The following is a 15,320-nucleotide window of genomic DNA, read 5'->3' as shown; positions in this document are numbered from 1 at the left end:
CCTTCGCCGGGCGCGACTTCGACCGCGAGATGTCCTCCGTCATGGTCAACGTCGCGGCACTGACCATCCTGACCAAGCGGGCGGTCGCGCACATGCTGCAACAGGGCGGCGGGCGGATCCTCAACGTCGGGTCAACCGCGGGGTTCATGCCGGGGCCGAACATGGCCGTCTATCACGCCACCAAGGCCTATGTGCTCTCGCTCGGCGAGGCCGTCGCCGAGGAACTGCGCGGGACGCCCGTCACCGTCACCACGCTCTGCCCCGGCGCGACCGCCACCAATTTCGCCAGGTCTGCCGGCATGGAGGGGATCACGCTCTTCACGGCGCTGAAGCCCGCCGGGGCGGCCCCGGTCGCGCGCGCGGGCTGGCGGGCGATGAAGGCGGGACGGCGCGTGAAGGTGACGGGGCCGCACAACTGGCTCTTCTCCGTCGGGCCGCGCTTCGTGCCACGCGCTGTCGTTCCGAGGATCGCGGCGATCTTCCTGAAATAGGGCCGCCCGGGTCGCTGTCCGGGCCGGATTGTTTCCGGCGCGACGGCCACCAACCGCACGTTAGCGCCACCACGTTTGCATGGCGCAGGCCGGTCGCCTAGAAGCGGGGCAAGGGGCGCGGGGCCCGGATGCGGCGATATCAGCGGAGGTCATCATGGCACGGCAAGAGCAGGCGGATCAGATGCGCGGGGGCAAGGGCTTCATCGCGGCGCTGGACCAGAGCGGAGGTTCCACCCCGAAGGCGCTGAAGCTTTACGGGATCGGCGCCGATGCCTGGAAGACCGACGCGGAGATGTATGCGCTCATCCACCAGATGCGGGCGCGGATCGCCACCTCGCCGGCCTTCGACGGCAATCGCGTGATCGGCGCGATCCTCTTCGAGAAGACCATGGACGCCGAAATCGGCGGCAAGCCCGCGGCCCGGTTCCTCTGGGAGGACAAGGGCGTCGTGCCCTTCCTGAAGATCGACAAGGGGCTGGAGGAGGAGAAGGATGGCGTGCGGCTGATGAAGCCGATGCCGGGGCTCGACGATCTGCTGAAACGCGCGGTGGCGAAAGGCATCTTCGGCACCAAGGAGCGGTCGGTCATCGACGCCGCCAACCCCAAGGGCATCGCCGCAAACGTCGCCCAACAGTTCGACGTGGCCCGGCAGGTGATGGCCCATGGCCTCGTGCCGATCATCGAGCCGGAGGTCACGATCTCCATCCCCGACAAGGCGGAGGCGGAGGCGATCCTTCTTGCCGAAATCCTGAAGAACCTCGATGCGCTGCCCGCCGGTGGCGAGGTCATGCTGAAGCTGACGCTGCCGTCGGTGGCCAATCTCTACAAACCCCTCGTCGATCATCCGAAGGTGATGCGGGTGGTGGCGCTGTCGGGCGGCTACACCCGGGCCGAGGCAAACGCGATCCTGGCAAGGAATGCCGGCGTCATCGCGAGCTTCTCGCGCGCCCTGACCGAGGGGCTTTCGGCGCAGCAGACGGACGCCGAGTTCCATGCCGCGCTCGATGCCGCGATCCAGTCGATCTACGACGCCTCGGTCGCGGGCTGACGGACGCACGGCGCGAATTTTCACGCGAAGGGGATTCCCTTCGCGGTTCGGCTGTGGCATCGTCCGCGGAAACCCGCCCGACAGAGGCGGTGCGACGAGGCGCGGGACAGCGAAGATGGGCGGACCCCGGAATCGGCCGGCAATAGGAGCAGTGCTTGCCAGCATGGCGGCGCTGAGCGTCGGCTTCTATTTCACCTTCGCCGCGGTGCAGGGAAACTTCGGCGTCTTCCGCCGGGTGCAGGCCACCGCGGAGAAGGAGGCGTTGCAGGCCGAGCATGCGAGGCTGACAGCCGAGGTCGCGCGGATGGAGAACCTCACGCGCCGGCTGTCGGACACCTATCTCGACCTCGACCTTCTCGACGAACGAGCCCGCAACGTCCTGGGCCTCGTCCGTTCGGACGAAATCGTGGTGCACTGACCGCGTCCGCTTCGGGCGATTGCGGAGCGTCCGTAGCCGCGAAATTTCACAGAATGAGCATGACCTTTGGACCAAGCCCGCGCATGATGGCGGAGCGGATCGAGGGCCTTCCGTGAGGTCAAATACGTCTCGCAACCCGGGCGCAATGCGGGTATAAGTAGTTTAACGTTGAACTATCTCTTGCCAATGGGAGGGTGCAGGAATGGCAGCGCGCAAGACCGCCGCGAAATCAAATACTTCGAAGGACGAGCTGCTCGCCTACTATCGCGACATGCTGCTCATACGCCGATTCGAAGAGAAGGCGGGCCAACTCTACGGCATGGGCCTCATCGGCGGTTTCTGCCATCTCTACATCGGGCAGGAAGCCGTCGTGGTGGGCCTCGAAGCTGCGGCAGAGGAAGGCGACAAGCGCATCACCTCCTACCGCGACCATGGCCACATGCTCGCCTGCGGGATGGACCCCAAGGGCGTCATGGCCGAACTCACGGGTCGCGCCGGGGGCCTTTCGAAGGGCAAGGGCGGCTCGATGCACATGTTCTCGAAGGAGAAGCACTTCTACGGCGGCCACGGCATCGTCGGCGCGCAGGTGCCGCTGGGCGCCGGGCTCGCCTTCGCCGACAAGTACAAGGGTAACGGCCGCGTCAGCTTTGCCTATTTCGGAGACGGTGCGGCGAACCAGGGCCAGATCTACGAGACCTTCAACATGGCCGCGCTCTGGAAGCTGCCGGTGATCTTCGTGATCGAGAACAACCAGTATGCGATGGGCACGGCGCAACGCCGCTCCACCTCCACGCCCGACCTCTACACCCGCGGCGAAGCCTTCGGCATTCCTGGCGAGGTGGTGGACGGGATGGACGTGCTGGCCGTGAAGGCCGCCGGCGAAAAGGCGGTGGCGCACTGCCGTGCGGGCGACGGGCCCTATATCCTCGAGGTGAAGACCTATCGCTACCGCGGCCACTCAATGTCGGACCCGGCCAAGTACCGCACCCGCGAGGAGGTCCAGAAGATCCGCGAGGAGAGGGATGCGATCGAGCATGTGCGCGAACTGATCCTTCAGGGCAAGCACGCAACCGACGACGACCTGAAGGCCATCGACCGCGACATCAAGGCCATCGTCAACGAGGCGGCAGAATTCTCGCGCGAGAGCCCGGAGCCCGACGTGTCGGAACTCTGGACCGATATCTACGCCTGAGGGGGAGGAAGAACCATGGCAACCGAAATCCTGATGCCCGCCCTTTCCCCCACGATGGAGGAAGGAAAGCTCGCGAAATGGCTCGTGAAGGAGGGTGACAAGGTCACCTCCGGCCAGATCCTCGCAGAGATCGAAACCGACAAGGCCACGATGGAATTCGAGGCCGTCGATGAGGGCACCGTAGGCCGCATCCTCGTGGCCGAGGGGACCGAGGGCGTGAAAGTCAACACGCCGATCGCCGTGCTGGTCGAAGAAGGCGAAAGTGCTGGCGCGACGCCGGCGCCGAAGGCTGCCCCGGCCGCAGCCCCCGCCGGGGTTGCAGCCGAACCTGCCGCCGTTGCCGCGACCGCGATCTCCGCCCCCGCGGCGCCGGCCGTGGATGCCTCACCCGATTGGCCGGCCGGCACGCCGATGAAGACCATGACCGTGCGCGAGGCCCTGCGCGAGGCCATGGCCGAGGAGATGGCGCGCGACGAGGACGTCTATCTGATGGGCGAGGAGGTGGGCGAGTACCAGGGCGCCTACAAGATCAGCCAGGGCCTGCTGGACCAGTTCGGGCCGAAGCGCGTGATCGACACGCCGATCACCGAGCACGGCTTTGCGGGCATAGCCGTCGGCTCGGCCTTTGGCGGGCTGAGGCCTATTGTCGAATTCATGACCTTCAACTTCGCCATGCAGGCGATCGACCAGATCATCAACTCGGCGGCCAAGACACTTTACATGTCCGGCGGCCAGATGGGCTGCCCGATCGTCTTCCGCGGCCCGAACGGCGCGGCGGCCCGCGTCGCCGCCCAGCACAGCCAGGACTACGCCGCCTGGTACGCGATGGTGCCCGGCCTGAAGGTGGTGATGCCCTATTCGGCCGCCGACGCGAAGGGTCTCCTGAAGACCGCGATCCGCGACCCGAATCCGGTGATCTTCCTCGAGAACGAGATTCTCTATGGCCGCAGCTTCGACGTGCCGGACATGGAGGGCTTCACCATCCCGTTCGGCAAGGCCAAGGTCTGGCGCGAGGGCACCGATGTGACGCTCGTCTCCTTCGGGATCGGGATGAGCCATACGCTTGAAGCTGCCGACAAACTCGCTGCCGAGGGCATCAGCGCCGAGGTCATCGACCTCAGGACGCTGCGCCCGCTGGACACCGGGACGGTGATCCGGTCGGTCATGAAGACCAACCGCTGCGTGACGGTCGAGGAAGGCTGGCCGGTCTGCTCGATCGGCAACCACATCTCGGCGGTGCTGATGCAGGAGGCGTTCGACTGGCTCGACGCGCCTGTCATCAACTGCACCGGCAAGGATGTGCCGATGCCCTATGCCGCGAATCTTGAAAAGCTGGCGCTCGTGACCTCCGACGAGGTGGTCGCTGCGGCAAAAAAAGTCACCTATCGCTGAGGGGGAAGAGACATGGCAACCGAAATCCTGATGCCCGCACTTTCGCCCACGATGGAAGAGGGCACGCTGGCCAAGTGGCTGGTCAAGGAAGGTGACGCGGTCAAGTCCGGCGACATCCTGGCCGAGATCGAGACCGACAAGGCGACCATGGAGTTCGAGGCGGTCGATGAAGGTGTCGTCGGCCGCATCCTCATCGCCGAGGGGACCGCGGGCGTGAAGGTCAACACGCCCATCGCGGTGCTGGTGGAGGAGGGCGAGAGTGCTGGCGCTGCGCCGGCGAAACCTGCGGCCGCTGCTGCTCCGGCGCAGGCAGCCTCGGCCCCGGCAGGCTCAGCGCCTGCCGCCCCTGCTCCTGCCGCCAGCGTGACCGCCCAGGCGCCATCGGTATCTGGCGGCGCGCGTGTCATCGCCTCACCACTCGCCAGGAGGCTCGCAAAGGAAAAGGGAATCGACATCGCGGCGCTGACGGGTTCCGGACCGCACGGCCGGATCGTGAAGGCGGATGTCGAGGCAGCCGGCACGGCGGCAACGGCGGCGGCGCCGGCAACCCCGGCCGCAGCAGCGCCTGCTCCGGCTCCCGTGGCCGCGGGTCCGTCGGCGGGCATGGTCGCCAAGCTCTACGAAGGCCGGGCCTACGAGGAGATTACCCTCGATGGGATGCGCAAGACCATTGCGGCGCGGTTGACCGAGGCCAAGCAGACAATCCCGCATTTCTATTTGCGCCGCGAGGTCCAGCTTGACGCCTTGATGAAGTTCCGCGGGGAGTTGAACGCGGGCCTGGAATCGCGCGGGGTAAAGCTCTCGGTCAACGACTTCATTATCAAGGCCTGTGCCGTGGCCCTGCAGGACGTGCCGGATGCCAATGCCGTATGGGCCGGCGATCGCATCTTCCGGATGAAGGCCTCCGACGTCGCGGTCGCAGTCGCGATCGAGGGTGGCCTCTTCACGCCGGTCCTGAAAGATGCCGACAAGAAGACGCTGTCGACGCTCTCGGCCGAGATGAAGGACCTTGCCCAGCGGGCTCGGACCCGCAAGCTCGCGCCACAGGAGTACCAGGGCGGCAGCTTCGCGATCTCGAACCTCGGCATGTTCGGCATCGACAACTTCGACGCCGTCATCAACCCGCCGCACGGGGCGATCCTCGCCGTCGGCGCGGGCGTGAAAAAGCCGGTCGTGAAAGCAGACGGCACGATCGGCGTTGCCACAGTGATGTCGATGACGCTCTCGGTCGATCACCGGGTGATCGACGGGGCGCTCGGGGCCGAGCTTCTGAAGGCGATCATCGGGTATCTGGAAAATCCGGTCGCGATGCTTGCCTGACCGGAGGTGGAAAAACGAATGGGGCTGGGCCTTGGCCCGGCCCCTTCTACGTCTACAAGAACAACGTCAGACACCGTCGTCGATCAACTGGTCCATCGTCAGCGCCGGCTGCTCGCAACCGGCCTCACCCACGATCTTCGCGGGCACACCGGCCACGGTCTTGCACGATGGCACGTCATGCAGCACCACCGAACCCGCGGCGATCCGGGACCGCTCGCCGATATGGATGTTGCCGAGGATCTTCGCCCCAGCGCCGATCAGCACTCCGTTGCCGATCTTCGGATGACGGTCCCCGTCCTCCTTGCCGGTGCCGCCGAGGGTCACCGAATGCAGCATGGAGACGTTGTCCCCGACGACCGCCGTCTCGCCGATAACGATCGAATGGGCATGGTCGATCATGATCCCCTTGCCGATCCGGGCATTGGGATGGATGTCCACGCCGAAGACCTCGCTCACCCGCATCTGGACGAAGTAGGCCAGATCGCGCCGGCCCCGTGTCCAGAGCCAGTGACCGATGCGAAAGGCCTGCACCGCCTGGAAGCCCTTGAAGAACATCATCGGTTGCATGAACCGGTGGCATGCAGGGTCGCGGTCATAGACGGCGACGATATCGGCCCTTGCTGCCTGGCCAAGCGTGGGATCGGTCGCATAGGCCTCGTCCGCAATCTCGCGAAGTATCTGCTCGCTCATCTCGCCCGAAGCGAGCTTCAGCGAGAACCTGTAGGAAAGCGCACGCTCGAGCGTCGCGTGGTGCAGGATGCCAGAGTGGATGAACCCGCCGAGGAGCGGCTCGTCCCGAACTGCGGCCTTCGCCTCTTCGCAGATATGCGACCAGACGGGATCGACGGTGGCGACCTTTGGATGCCGTTCTGCCATGATCCAGACCCTCCGTGCTTCGTGGTGCATCCATACCAGATAGGGCGTGGCACGAAAACGGGAAGTACCGCCAGTCTCCTCAATTCACCGTGCCCGTTGGCGCCAATCGAGGATCGTCTCGATGACCGTGCACATGGCCTCGAGATATCCCGAATCGGACAGCCGCGGCTCGCCCGCCCGGCCGCACTCGGTCAGCGCTGCCGCCATGAGGCTGCCGTTGCCCCAAAGCGGATGCGCCCTGCCGCAGTTTTTTCGGAAGCGGTCGGCCGCATGCGCCTTTTCTAGCATCGCGCGTACGGCGGCAGGCTGCACCACTGTAGGCAGACTCCAGACGGCACGCGCTGCTGCCGAAACATCGCCATGGGTAATCGCCCGCACGCCTCAAAGATCCGGAAGCGCGATCTGAAGGCAATGGACCGCAATCCGGACCGCGCCTCCCGCGAAGGTCCCGCCCACGGCATCGAGCTGCAGCGCCTCGGGTACGTAGAACGCCGTGGGCTGACCGAGAACTCCGCGGACGAAGGAACCCGCCGCGGTCCCCAATCCCATGCCAAAGCGCCCCGGAGCGCCGGGATTTCCCAAAGACCAACTGGCGAGCGTCCCGGTGATCGCAGACGTCACGCGCGCCGTGGCCCCTATCACGACCGAGTTCGCAGGGATCATCACGGCCGTGGTCGAAACCGCGCCGGCCGTCACCACATGCTCGAGTTCCACCACATGGGCGGAAAGCCCAGCATTGGCAGGCGAAAGTGTCAGCATCCCGCCACGCCAGGCGCTGCCGTCGAAGATCGCTTCAACGCCCTCGTCAAGGATCATAACACGCCAACCGCGTCTCGGGACAGCGAAGTCCCAGCCGCCATTCGTGCCGATGGCGATCCTGCCGTCCTGACCACCCCACTCGTTCACGGCGCCGGCCGGCACGCCGTAGACGGCCCCGTCAATGACAACCGTCGGCGGCGTGGCCAGCGAACGGGTGAGCATCGTCAGATTCACGAGACCGTCAAGCCGAGCCAGGGCCTCATTCACCGTGACATGCTTCTGCGCCTGCGCCGGCTGCAGCAGCGGCAGGCCGAGTTGATTGGTGTTAGACATCGATCACGATCCTCCTGAAAAGGCCCGGCCCGAAGCTGTCTGACAACTGGGCCACATGGATTTCGAAGGGCGGTGCGGCGCCGTCCGCGGCCTGCATACCGCCCGGATACGTCCATCCGGGCTGGCCGAGCGTGACTTCACGGAGAACCGACGCTCCCTGAACCACCCTGAGCAGATAGGCTTCCGTCGTCTCGCCCACCGGCACGTCGACCCCGGACCAGCTGTCGCCATCGACGCGCGTCCTGCGAATCCACGACATGGCCAGATCGCCGCCAGCCGTTCGCCGGGCAGACACATGCACCGGCGCCAGTGGCCGCAGCCCGACCCCCGCGAAAGCCTCGACCAGATGGACATAGGACGGGTCGTCGTAGCTTCGCCGTGACGGACCGATCCTGTAGTGACGCGCGAGGTCGCGCTCGGAAGCGCCAATCTCGATCTGTTTCGGGGCACCGTTCATCAGGACGACGTGGCTCCCGACCGGCCAGACGGGCGGCATCGCGGCATCGGTCCCGGCCTGCCCGCGAAGCCGCAATGTCAGGTCATAGCTGCCGGGCGCGACCAGCACCGCGTCCGCAAACTGGAAGAGCTCCCAGTTGGCAGGGCTTCCATCGCCGATGGCCATCAGGTTCTGGCCGTTCAGAAGCCGATCCGGGTCCACCGAGTCCAGCGCGCCGGACACCTTCACCCGCAACGCAGGTCCGCGGTCCCAGATGCCAGGCGCAGCCGACGAAAGCGCCGTCTGCGTCCGCCCGATGACGGATCGCGTCGCCAAAATCCTCTTGAGCGCATATCCCGCGTCCGTGTCAGAGGAATAGACGGCCACGGATCCGGGCCAGGGACTGGCCGACACCGCCAGATGCGGTTGGTGCGGCACCTCGTTCCCGCTCATAAGTGGCAGGTCCATAAACAGTGGAAGGACGGGTGCCGGGGCGACAAAGGTCCTCGGCGTGACCCGCTCCTCGGCCTCGTCCGACGGCTCATAGACGGCAGGTTCGACCCGGACGGCCTCTATCCCCAGGGCCCCCGCCTGCTCGACCCGGTCGATCCGGTATAGACCCCCCTCAAGCGTCACCACATCGCCCGCGCCGAGATGGCCAAGCGAAGGAGCCAGTGCGAACCTTGCACCGTCACGTGACACGCGCGCCTCCGCCAGCCAGCGCTCGACGATCCGCTGCCCCTCCGACCGCGTCAGCGCCAGCGAAAGCTCGGACTGGGCGACGCCTCGCGTCTCCTCGTCAGGAAAGATCGCCTCGACTGCACGTGCCTCGTAGTCCCCCTCGGCCTCGACGTAGCTGAGCCGAACCCTGCCGGCCATTTCCGCCTCGGTCGCCCGGGACGTCTCCACCCAGCCATCTGTCCCTTCGCTGACGGCGAGCGCATCGGATCCGATCTCGGCGACGGAGACCCCGTCGCGCATCCGGAACCGCAGTTTGCCGTCGCGCTCCACCGCCTCGAACCCGTATCCGAGCATCAGCGGCTGCAAGGCCGCACGGCCGGTACCGATGTCGGCCACAGAGTATCCGCGCACAAGCCCGTAAAGCCCGCTGACGTCGATATCGGCGACATCCGACCGGCCACAGATTTCGGCCACCACGCTCGACAACGGCTGCGCAGAGACGCGCCCCGTAATCCAGTGCCCACGCGCATAGTTATCCCCGTCCGCCCAAGTGGCGGTATTGGCAGGAAACTGCGGGAAGGGGCGCGCGTCCCAGGCCCAGACGTGTGCGCGGTCCATGTCGACCATCGACCCGCCGTATTCCTCCGACACCGGGTTCCTGGCAGGATCGCGCCAGAAGTCGATCATCGCGCGCAGGTACTGCATCTGGATCAGGTCGTCACGCCGCCCGTTGGAGTAACTGGGCAGCAGCGATTCCGATGATTTCGGGTCGAGGAACTTGTTCGGCTCGTTCGTGCCCTTGTCGATTGCCGCACAACCGAACTCGGTGAACCAGATCGGCTTCGACTGCGGCACCCAGGAGCTCGGCGCTCCCTTGACGCCGCCGATCCGGTCGTGGTGCACATTCTCCCACCACGATCTTATGTCTTTCACCCGCCAGACCCAGGCTTCATCATAAGTGCCATCGGTGATCGGCGTGCGGCGCTGTGCATCGCGTTCGGCCGGGCTCGCGTAGAACCAGTCGTAGCCCTCACCGCCCTCGATATTCGCCTTCAGATAGTCGATGTTGTAGACGGACCCCCAGTGCGCGTCGGCATGGTCCTGCCCGTCGCGCCAGTCGCTTAGGGGCATGTAGTTGTCGATCCCGACGAAGTCGATCTCCGGATCGGCCCAGAGCGGGTCCAGATGATAGCGCAGGTCACCCTCTGGCGTCTGATAGCCGAAATACTCCGACCAGTCCGCCGCATAGCCGATCTTCGTTGCAGGCCCAAGGATAGCGCGCACCTCGGCCGCGAGCGCCCGCAACGCCGCCACAGCCGGAAAGCTGTCCCCGGTAGTCCTGATCTGCGTCAGCCCGCGCATTTCCGACCCGACGCAGAAGGCATCGACTCCGCCTGCGGCCGCGCAGAGATGGGCATAGTGCAGGACGAAACGCCGGTAGGACCATTCGGCCGGTCCGGTGTAGCTGACGGTCGTGCCGCTGACCGCGAAATCCGACGCCTGCGCCGTGCCGAAGAAGGCCGCCACCTCGGCAGTCGCGGCGCTCGTCCTGTCCGGCGTTCCCGGCCGCCCCGGTGCCACGGACAACGTGATCCGCCCGCGCCAGGGCAGCACCGGCTGGTATGGGTTGCCCGTCCACGGGTCGGCCAGTCCGTTGCCGGCCTTCTGCTCCATCAGGATGAACGGATAGAAGACGACATGCTTCCCTGCCGTTCTCAGCGCCGAGATCGCCTCGACGACGGACTGGTCGGCAGGCGTTCCGCCATAGACCGGCCGCCCGGCATCCCGGATCACCTCATCGGCCGCCGCCCGGGCGATGCCGCCTGCCCGCCAGGGCATGCCAACGCCGTCCGTGGCGTTGTCCTCGACCTTTGGCTTCAGGTTGCACGCTCCGCACCGCAGATCGTCGCCGAACCACGACACGACGAGCGAAACCGAGCCGCAGCCGGGCAGTTCCTCGCCAAGGCTCTCCAGCGACACCGCAAAATCGGTCTTGCCCGCGGGGGAGTGGATGTTCGCCGAAACGTTTTCCCCGAGCCCGGCCGAAAAGTGGACCGGCGTCGTGGCCAGCGTGTACTCACCCGTCCCGGGGATCAGCGCGACACCGCTTATCCCGCGCACCAGGTCGGGTACGGAGTCGATCTGCCGCCCCTGCGCCGGGCGCTGCACCTCGAACGAGAACTGCGGTACACGGTTGCCGAACGCGCCAAGATCGAGGTCCTCGAAGACCACATAGGCGATGCCGCGATACGCGGGCACCTCGCCCGCGCCTTCGATTGCCTCCATCTTCGGATCGGGCAGCTGATCTTCGGAACCGGTGTAGACGCGCAGTGTCACGTCATCGCTGCCGATCTCGACGCCGTCGGCCCAGATTCGGCCGACGCGCGTGATCTCGCCCTCGCAGAGCGCGACGGCAAGGCTGACCGAATAGGAATACTCGGTGACCTTCGGCGTCGGCGGCGTCCCTTTCCCGCCTCCGCCCGAAGTCGTCGCGGTCTCAAGGAACCGCGAAGCCCAGATGACCTGCCCGGACACGCGCATCCGGCCCCAGATCTGACCGACCGGGGCGCCCTCCGAAGCTCCCGTCAGGCGGAAACGGTCGATCCGCCCGGTCTCCACCGGCTGCGAACCCGGACCCATCAGACGTTGGTCGATGATCCGGCCGAAAGTCGCGCCGACGGCGCGGCCGATGACGGCACCGGAAAGACCGAGGATCGATCCGCCGAAGCCCGCACCGATGGAGGCGCCGGCCGCGGACAGCAATATGGTGGCCATCAAGGCTCTCCTTCAGGGAAATGCGAAGCGCGCCACGACCCGCCGCGCCCAAGGGGCGGACAGCGCACTTTCCACCACTTCGTGCCCGGAATAGGCATGGATGAACGTGGGCCGGCGGCCGCATTCGGCGGCGATGCCCAGATGTTTCGCGACCGACCCGCCGCGCATGCGGAACAGCAACACCTCGCCGGCACGAAGCGGAGCCTGGGGATCGCAGGGGCGCAGATGCCGCCGCGCCGCCTGCCAGAGCCGCTCGGCCCCGTCGGGCTCGGACCAGTCCGCGGTATAGGCGGGCACCGGCTCCGGCTCCGCGCCGTAAAGCTCGCGCCAGACGCCTCGCAGAAGTCCCAGGCAATCCGTGCCTGCACCCTTCGTCGACGCCTGGTGCCGATAGGGTGTCCCGACCCACCCCCGCGCGATCACCACCGCACGCCTCGCCCGGTCGGTCATCCGCGCCGGCTCCCGCCGTCGTTCAGGGCCGCCCCGACGGGGTAGGACATCAGCCAGTCCTCGCCCGGAATATCCGGAAAGCCACGGAAATTGTCGTAGTTGGCGAACTTCAGGCGGCAAGTATCCGGCCGTTTGTCGCAACCGGCCTCGATCCGCACCAAGTCACCGGGCGCGGGCGCCGCTCCCAGAGCCTGCCAAAGCTCCACCTCACGGATGTCGCCGGCCCTCAGCCGGTCGTTCTTCACCGCTCCCACAATGCCCGCCGCCGTGCCGCTCAGCACGGCGAAGCGACCCTTCTCGAACCACCGGTCGTCATAGCCCCCGAACTCGGAGAATCGGAAGACGCGTGCCCCCGTGACCTCTTGCACGACACGCTCCTCCGAATAGCCAGGCTGGCGCAGGTCGAACCGGCAGCGCCCGTCGCCGAGAATGGCCGAACAGCGTGCGTGGTAGACGAGCCCCTCCGCATGGTTCAGACCTTCGGAAAGCCCGCGCAACTCGGCATTGAAGCTGCCTCCCCTCCGCACGACCTCGCCCAGCGTGCCACGAAACTGCAGCACGCGGACCGACACGTCGGCCCAGTTCACCAGCCATGACCGCACCTCGGCGCCGTCGTATCGCCCGGCAAGGATATCCCCCTCGGTGATGGCCTCGGACTTGAGCGCCCCGAAGGCCTCGCTGTTGTCGACCGACAGCCCGGTGGACTGCTGGATCGCCTTCGCTGTGAGACCCGAGTCGGCGCGAAAGAGTATCCCGTCAAACGAAAGGTCGCGGTCGTGGTCGGTGAACCCGATGACCACGCCATCCCTGCGCGTCACCGCAAAGCAGCGCGCAAGCGTGGTGACGCCCGTCGCCAGATGGTCCTTCAGAGCTTGCGGGTAGGTCATCCGAGCCGCACCTCCACCACCGGCACCTGCGGCACGTCGCCAGCCTGGAACGACGCTACGGAGACCTGGATGCGATCGGTATCGAAGCGCACGGGCACATCGAACTCGAAGCCGGCGGTGATCCGCTCGCCGACGGCCGGCGCGGTCGCGAAGGTGACGCTGCCGGTTGCCGCGTCCACCTGATAGTGTACGCCTTCCTGCAGCTCGTCCCCCTGAAGCCCGATGCGCACCGTGCCCGAAACCGGCTTTCTGATGATCCGTCGCTGCGCCGCGCCGCCCGATGCGTAGGTCTTGACGAGCTGGTGCGCCACGGTCACCCCATCGCCGGTCGCGATGACCTGGTCCTCGTAGCCGACGCTTTCGGACGGTTTACAGGACTTGTAGTCCGACCAATCCTTCCAGCGGAACCCGAAGAGCTGACCCTGCCGCGCCTCGAAGAACGCGATGAGATCGGCAATATCGTCGAGCGAGCGCAACCCCAGCCCCGCGTCGTAGCGGCGGCGCGCCTCGGCCCAGGGCGTGTTGCGCTCCTCAAACCCGTTCGTCAGCGCGACGACCTCCGTGCGCCGTTCCGGACCACCGACCGACCCGAAACTCAGGTTCGCGGGGAACCGTACGTCGTGAAATGCCATGTCGCTCTCCTCACCGGTTCCTGTCGCCACGGGCGAGCGCCCGCGCCATCTGCGCGGCGATCTGGCTCTGGCTGCGGGCAAAGCCCTGCACATCCGGCGTCGTGACGTTCATGACGATGTTGACCGGCCGCCCGCCGCCCTGCGCCTGGACGCCAAGCCGCCCGTCCGCGCCACGGGTCAGCGGCATGATCGCCTCGGGTCCCGCCTCGCCCATGAGGCCGCGTCCGCTCCGCATCGGGAATGTCGTCGGCGAAGACACGACACCGCCCCGCGCGAACGGCATCACTCTGCCCTGGGCGAAGCCGCCCCCTTTCTCGAACGGGAACAACCCGCTCAGAAGCCCGTTCAGCCCGTTTGCAACCGCGCCGCCCAAGGCGTCCTGCACCGGCTTCATCGCGACGCCATAGACGCTGTCGGCCATCGACTTCGCCACCTGGCGCAGCGCGTCCGACAGCTTCATCCCGTCGAAGACAAGTCCGTCGAATGCCCGCCGCAAGCCGCCGCCGATGCTCTTCGAAAGCGTCCCCACCTCGCGTCCGGTGAAGATCATGCTCTCCCGCATCCGCCCCAGTTCGGCGTCGAAGGCCGTCGTCATCGCCTGCGCCCCGGCCAGGCTCGTCTCCAGCGCGGCAGCCTGCGTCGCCAGCCCCTCGATCCCGTCAATTCCGTCCAGTCCGTCCGTCACCGGCATCTTCGTCGTCCTTCCTTTCCTCGGGCACCCGGTCGGGCCAGGCGCGGGCAAGTGCGTCCAGCCGCGCCCGGTTCAGCGGGGGAACGGCTTGCGGATCGCCGAGCATCAGCATCAGCTCCGCCGGAGTGAGTGCCCAGAATTCCTTCGGGGTAAGGCCTAACCTGCCAAGACCCGCGCGCATCAGCCCCGGCCAGTCGAGCCCGCTCATCCGCCCTCGGGCACCGTGAACGCCCGCGCCAGAAGCTCGGCGGCGACCCGTGCCGCCTCTACCGGGCCGCCGCCGATCTCGACCCGCAGCAGGTCATCGGCCGTCCCCTCCCAGCCGCCGCCCCTGAGGCCGGCGACGATCAGCATCAGCACGTCGCGGGCCGAAAACCGCCCCGCCTCGAACCGCTCCACCAGTTCTATCAGCGTGCCCGTACCGAGCCCTGCCTCCAGTTCCGCCAGCGAGCCGAGCGTCAGCTTGACGACGTGGCGCTTGCCGTCGAGCCTCAGCCCGACCTCGCCGGCCCAGGGATTGACCATCAGATCGCCGTGAAGATCAGCGCGCCGGCCGAGGCGAGCGAAAGCTCGTAGGTTGCCTCGCCGTTGTAGCTGCCCGCATACTCGATCGCAGTGATCTGGAACGGTCCCTCGACGATGCCGAAATCCGGAATGATCACCTGGAAGGTCTCCACCGTGCCGGCAAAGAAGATCTGGCGCGCGCGGTCGTCGGTGGCGCTGTCCACGAAGACGCCCGACCCCGAGACATTCGCGGACCGTACGCCTGCACCGCCGAGCAACTCACGCCATCCGCCCTGGCTCTCCAGGCTGGTGACATCCACTGTCTCGGCGTTGAAACTGATCCGCGTGGCTCTGAGTCCCGCGATCGTGGTGAAAAGCCCGCCCCCCGTCAGGTCGAGCTTGATCAGAAGGTCCTTGCCATTCTGCGCAGCCATG

General features: G+C 66.6%; 17 protein-coding genes. 6 read left to right on the top strand and 11 right to left on the bottom strand.

Annotated elements, in window-relative coordinates; genetic code table 11:
* From ACMUOO_RS03475 to ACMUOO_RS03450, 6 genes are all read left to right on the top strand, one after another.
* Positions 1 to 491: SDR family NAD(P)-dependent oxidoreductase (locus tag ACMUOO_RS03475; RefSeq protein ID WP_413854867.1), on the top strand; the 491-nt coding region annotated here is incomplete at its 5' end.
* Between the two features lie 154 nt (positions 492 to 645).
* A complete protein-coding gene (locus ACMUOO_RS03470) occupies positions 646 to 1,539 on the top strand; it encodes a fructose bisphosphate aldolase (RefSeq protein WP_301918753.1) in 894 nt (297 codons plus the stop codon).
* A gap of 163 nt (positions 1,540 to 1,702) precedes the next feature.
* A complete protein-coding gene (locus tag ACMUOO_RS03465) occupies positions 1,703 to 1,957 on the top strand; it encodes an FtsB family cell division protein (protein WP_413854866.1) in 255 nt (84 codons plus the stop codon).
* A gap of 202 nt (positions 1,958 to 2,159) precedes the next feature.
* Positions 2,160 to 3,149: a pyruvate dehydrogenase (acetyl-transferring) E1 component subunit alpha gene (gene pdhA, locus ACMUOO_RS03460; protein ID WP_301918751.1), complete on the top strand. Its 990-nt coding sequence runs from the start codon at positions 2,160 to 2,162 to the stop codon at positions 3,147 to 3,149.
* Positions 3,150 to 3,164: 15 nt separating this feature from the next.
* Entirely contained in the window at positions 3,165 to 4,541 is a 1,377-nt protein-coding gene (locus ACMUOO_RS03455) for a pyruvate dehydrogenase complex E1 component subunit beta (RefSeq protein WP_301918750.1), read from the top strand.
* A 12-nt stretch (positions 4,542 to 4,553) separates the two neighbouring features.
* Positions 4,554 to 5,861, top strand: a complete 1,308-nt coding sequence (locus tag ACMUOO_RS03450; protein ID WP_301918749.1) for a pyruvate dehydrogenase complex dihydrolipoamide acetyltransferase — start codon at positions 4,554 to 4,556, stop codon at positions 5,859 to 5,861.
* A gap of 66 nt (positions 5,862 to 5,927) precedes the next feature.
* Here the strand turns inward: ACMUOO_RS03450 and cysE are convergent, their stop codons facing one another.
* From cysE to ACMUOO_RS03395, 11 genes are all read right to left on the bottom strand, one after another.
* A complete protein-coding gene (cysE, locus tag ACMUOO_RS03445; protein WP_301918748.1) occupies positions 5,928 to 6,737 on the bottom strand; it encodes a serine O-acetyltransferase in 810 nt (269 codons plus the stop codon).
* An 84-nt stretch (positions 6,738 to 6,821) separates the two neighbouring features.
* Positions 6,822 to 7,115: a hypothetical protein gene (locus tag ACMUOO_RS03440; protein ID WP_301918747.1), complete on the bottom strand. Its 294-nt coding sequence runs from the start codon at positions 7,113 to 7,115 to the stop codon at positions 6,822 to 6,824.
* Between the two features lie 3 nt (positions 7,116 to 7,118).
* Entirely contained in the window at positions 7,119 to 7,829 is a 711-nt protein-coding gene (locus ACMUOO_RS03435; protein WP_301918746.1) for a DUF2793 domain-containing protein, read from the bottom strand.
* On the bottom strand, positions 7,822 to 11,721 hold the full coding sequence (locus tag ACMUOO_RS03430; RefSeq protein ID WP_301918745.1) for a baseplate multidomain protein megatron: 3,900 nt from the start codon (positions 11,719 to 11,721) through the stop codon (positions 7,822 to 7,824). Before ACMUOO_RS03430 ends, ACMUOO_RS03435 begins: the two co-directional genes overlap by 8 nt.
* A 12-nt stretch (positions 11,722 to 11,733) precedes the next feature.
* A complete protein-coding gene (locus ACMUOO_RS03425; RefSeq protein WP_301918744.1) occupies positions 11,734 to 12,171 on the bottom strand; it encodes an NlpC/P60 family protein in 438 nt (145 codons plus the stop codon).
* Positions 12,168 to 13,058: a DUF2163 domain-containing protein gene (locus ACMUOO_RS03420; protein WP_301918743.1), complete on the bottom strand. Its 891-nt coding sequence runs from the start codon at positions 13,056 to 13,058 to the stop codon at positions 12,168 to 12,170. The genes ACMUOO_RS03425 and ACMUOO_RS03420 overlap by 4 nt, the downstream gene beginning before the upstream one ends.
* Complete coding sequence (locus ACMUOO_RS03415) at positions 13,055 to 13,690, bottom strand: DUF2460 domain-containing protein (RefSeq protein ID WP_301918742.1); 636 nt, start codon at positions 13,688 to 13,690, stop codon at positions 13,055 to 13,057. The genes ACMUOO_RS03420 and ACMUOO_RS03415 overlap by 4 nt, the downstream gene beginning before the upstream one ends.
* A 10-nt stretch (positions 13,691 to 13,700) precedes the next feature.
* Positions 13,701 to 14,381, bottom strand: coding sequence for a phage tail tape measure protein (locus ACMUOO_RS03410; RefSeq protein WP_413854865.1), 681 nt, complete (start codon positions 14,379 to 14,381; stop codon positions 13,701 to 13,703).
* The gene (locus ACMUOO_RS03405) at positions 14,350 to 14,589 is read right to left on the bottom strand and encodes a rcc01693 family protein (RefSeq protein ID WP_301918741.1); all 240 of its coding nucleotides are present in this window, start codon (positions 14,587 to 14,589) and stop codon (positions 14,350 to 14,352) included. Before ACMUOO_RS03405 ends, ACMUOO_RS03410 begins: the two co-directional genes overlap by 32 nt.
* The gene (locus ACMUOO_RS03400) at positions 14,586 to 14,906 is read right to left on the bottom strand and encodes a gene transfer agent family protein (protein ID WP_301918740.1); all 321 of its coding nucleotides are present in this window, start codon (positions 14,904 to 14,906) and stop codon (positions 14,586 to 14,588) included. The genes ACMUOO_RS03405 and ACMUOO_RS03400 overlap by 4 nt, the downstream gene beginning before the upstream one ends.
* Positions 14,906 to 15,319, bottom strand: a complete 414-nt coding sequence (locus ACMUOO_RS03395) for a phage major tail protein, TP901-1 family (protein ID WP_301918739.1) — start codon at positions 15,317 to 15,319, stop codon at positions 14,906 to 14,908. The genes ACMUOO_RS03400 and ACMUOO_RS03395 overlap by 1 nt, the downstream gene beginning before the upstream one ends.
* Between the last annotated feature and the right edge of the window lies 1 nt (position 15,320).

The organism is Albidovulum sp. (genome assembly GCF_041919395.1).
In the GTDB taxonomy this organism is placed as follows: domain Bacteria; phylum Pseudomonadota; class Alphaproteobacteria; order Rhodobacterales; family Rhodobacteraceae; genus Albidovulum.
The sequence above is the reverse complement of the archived record's forward strand: the minus strand, read 5'-3'. Positions and strand labels throughout refer to the sequence as shown.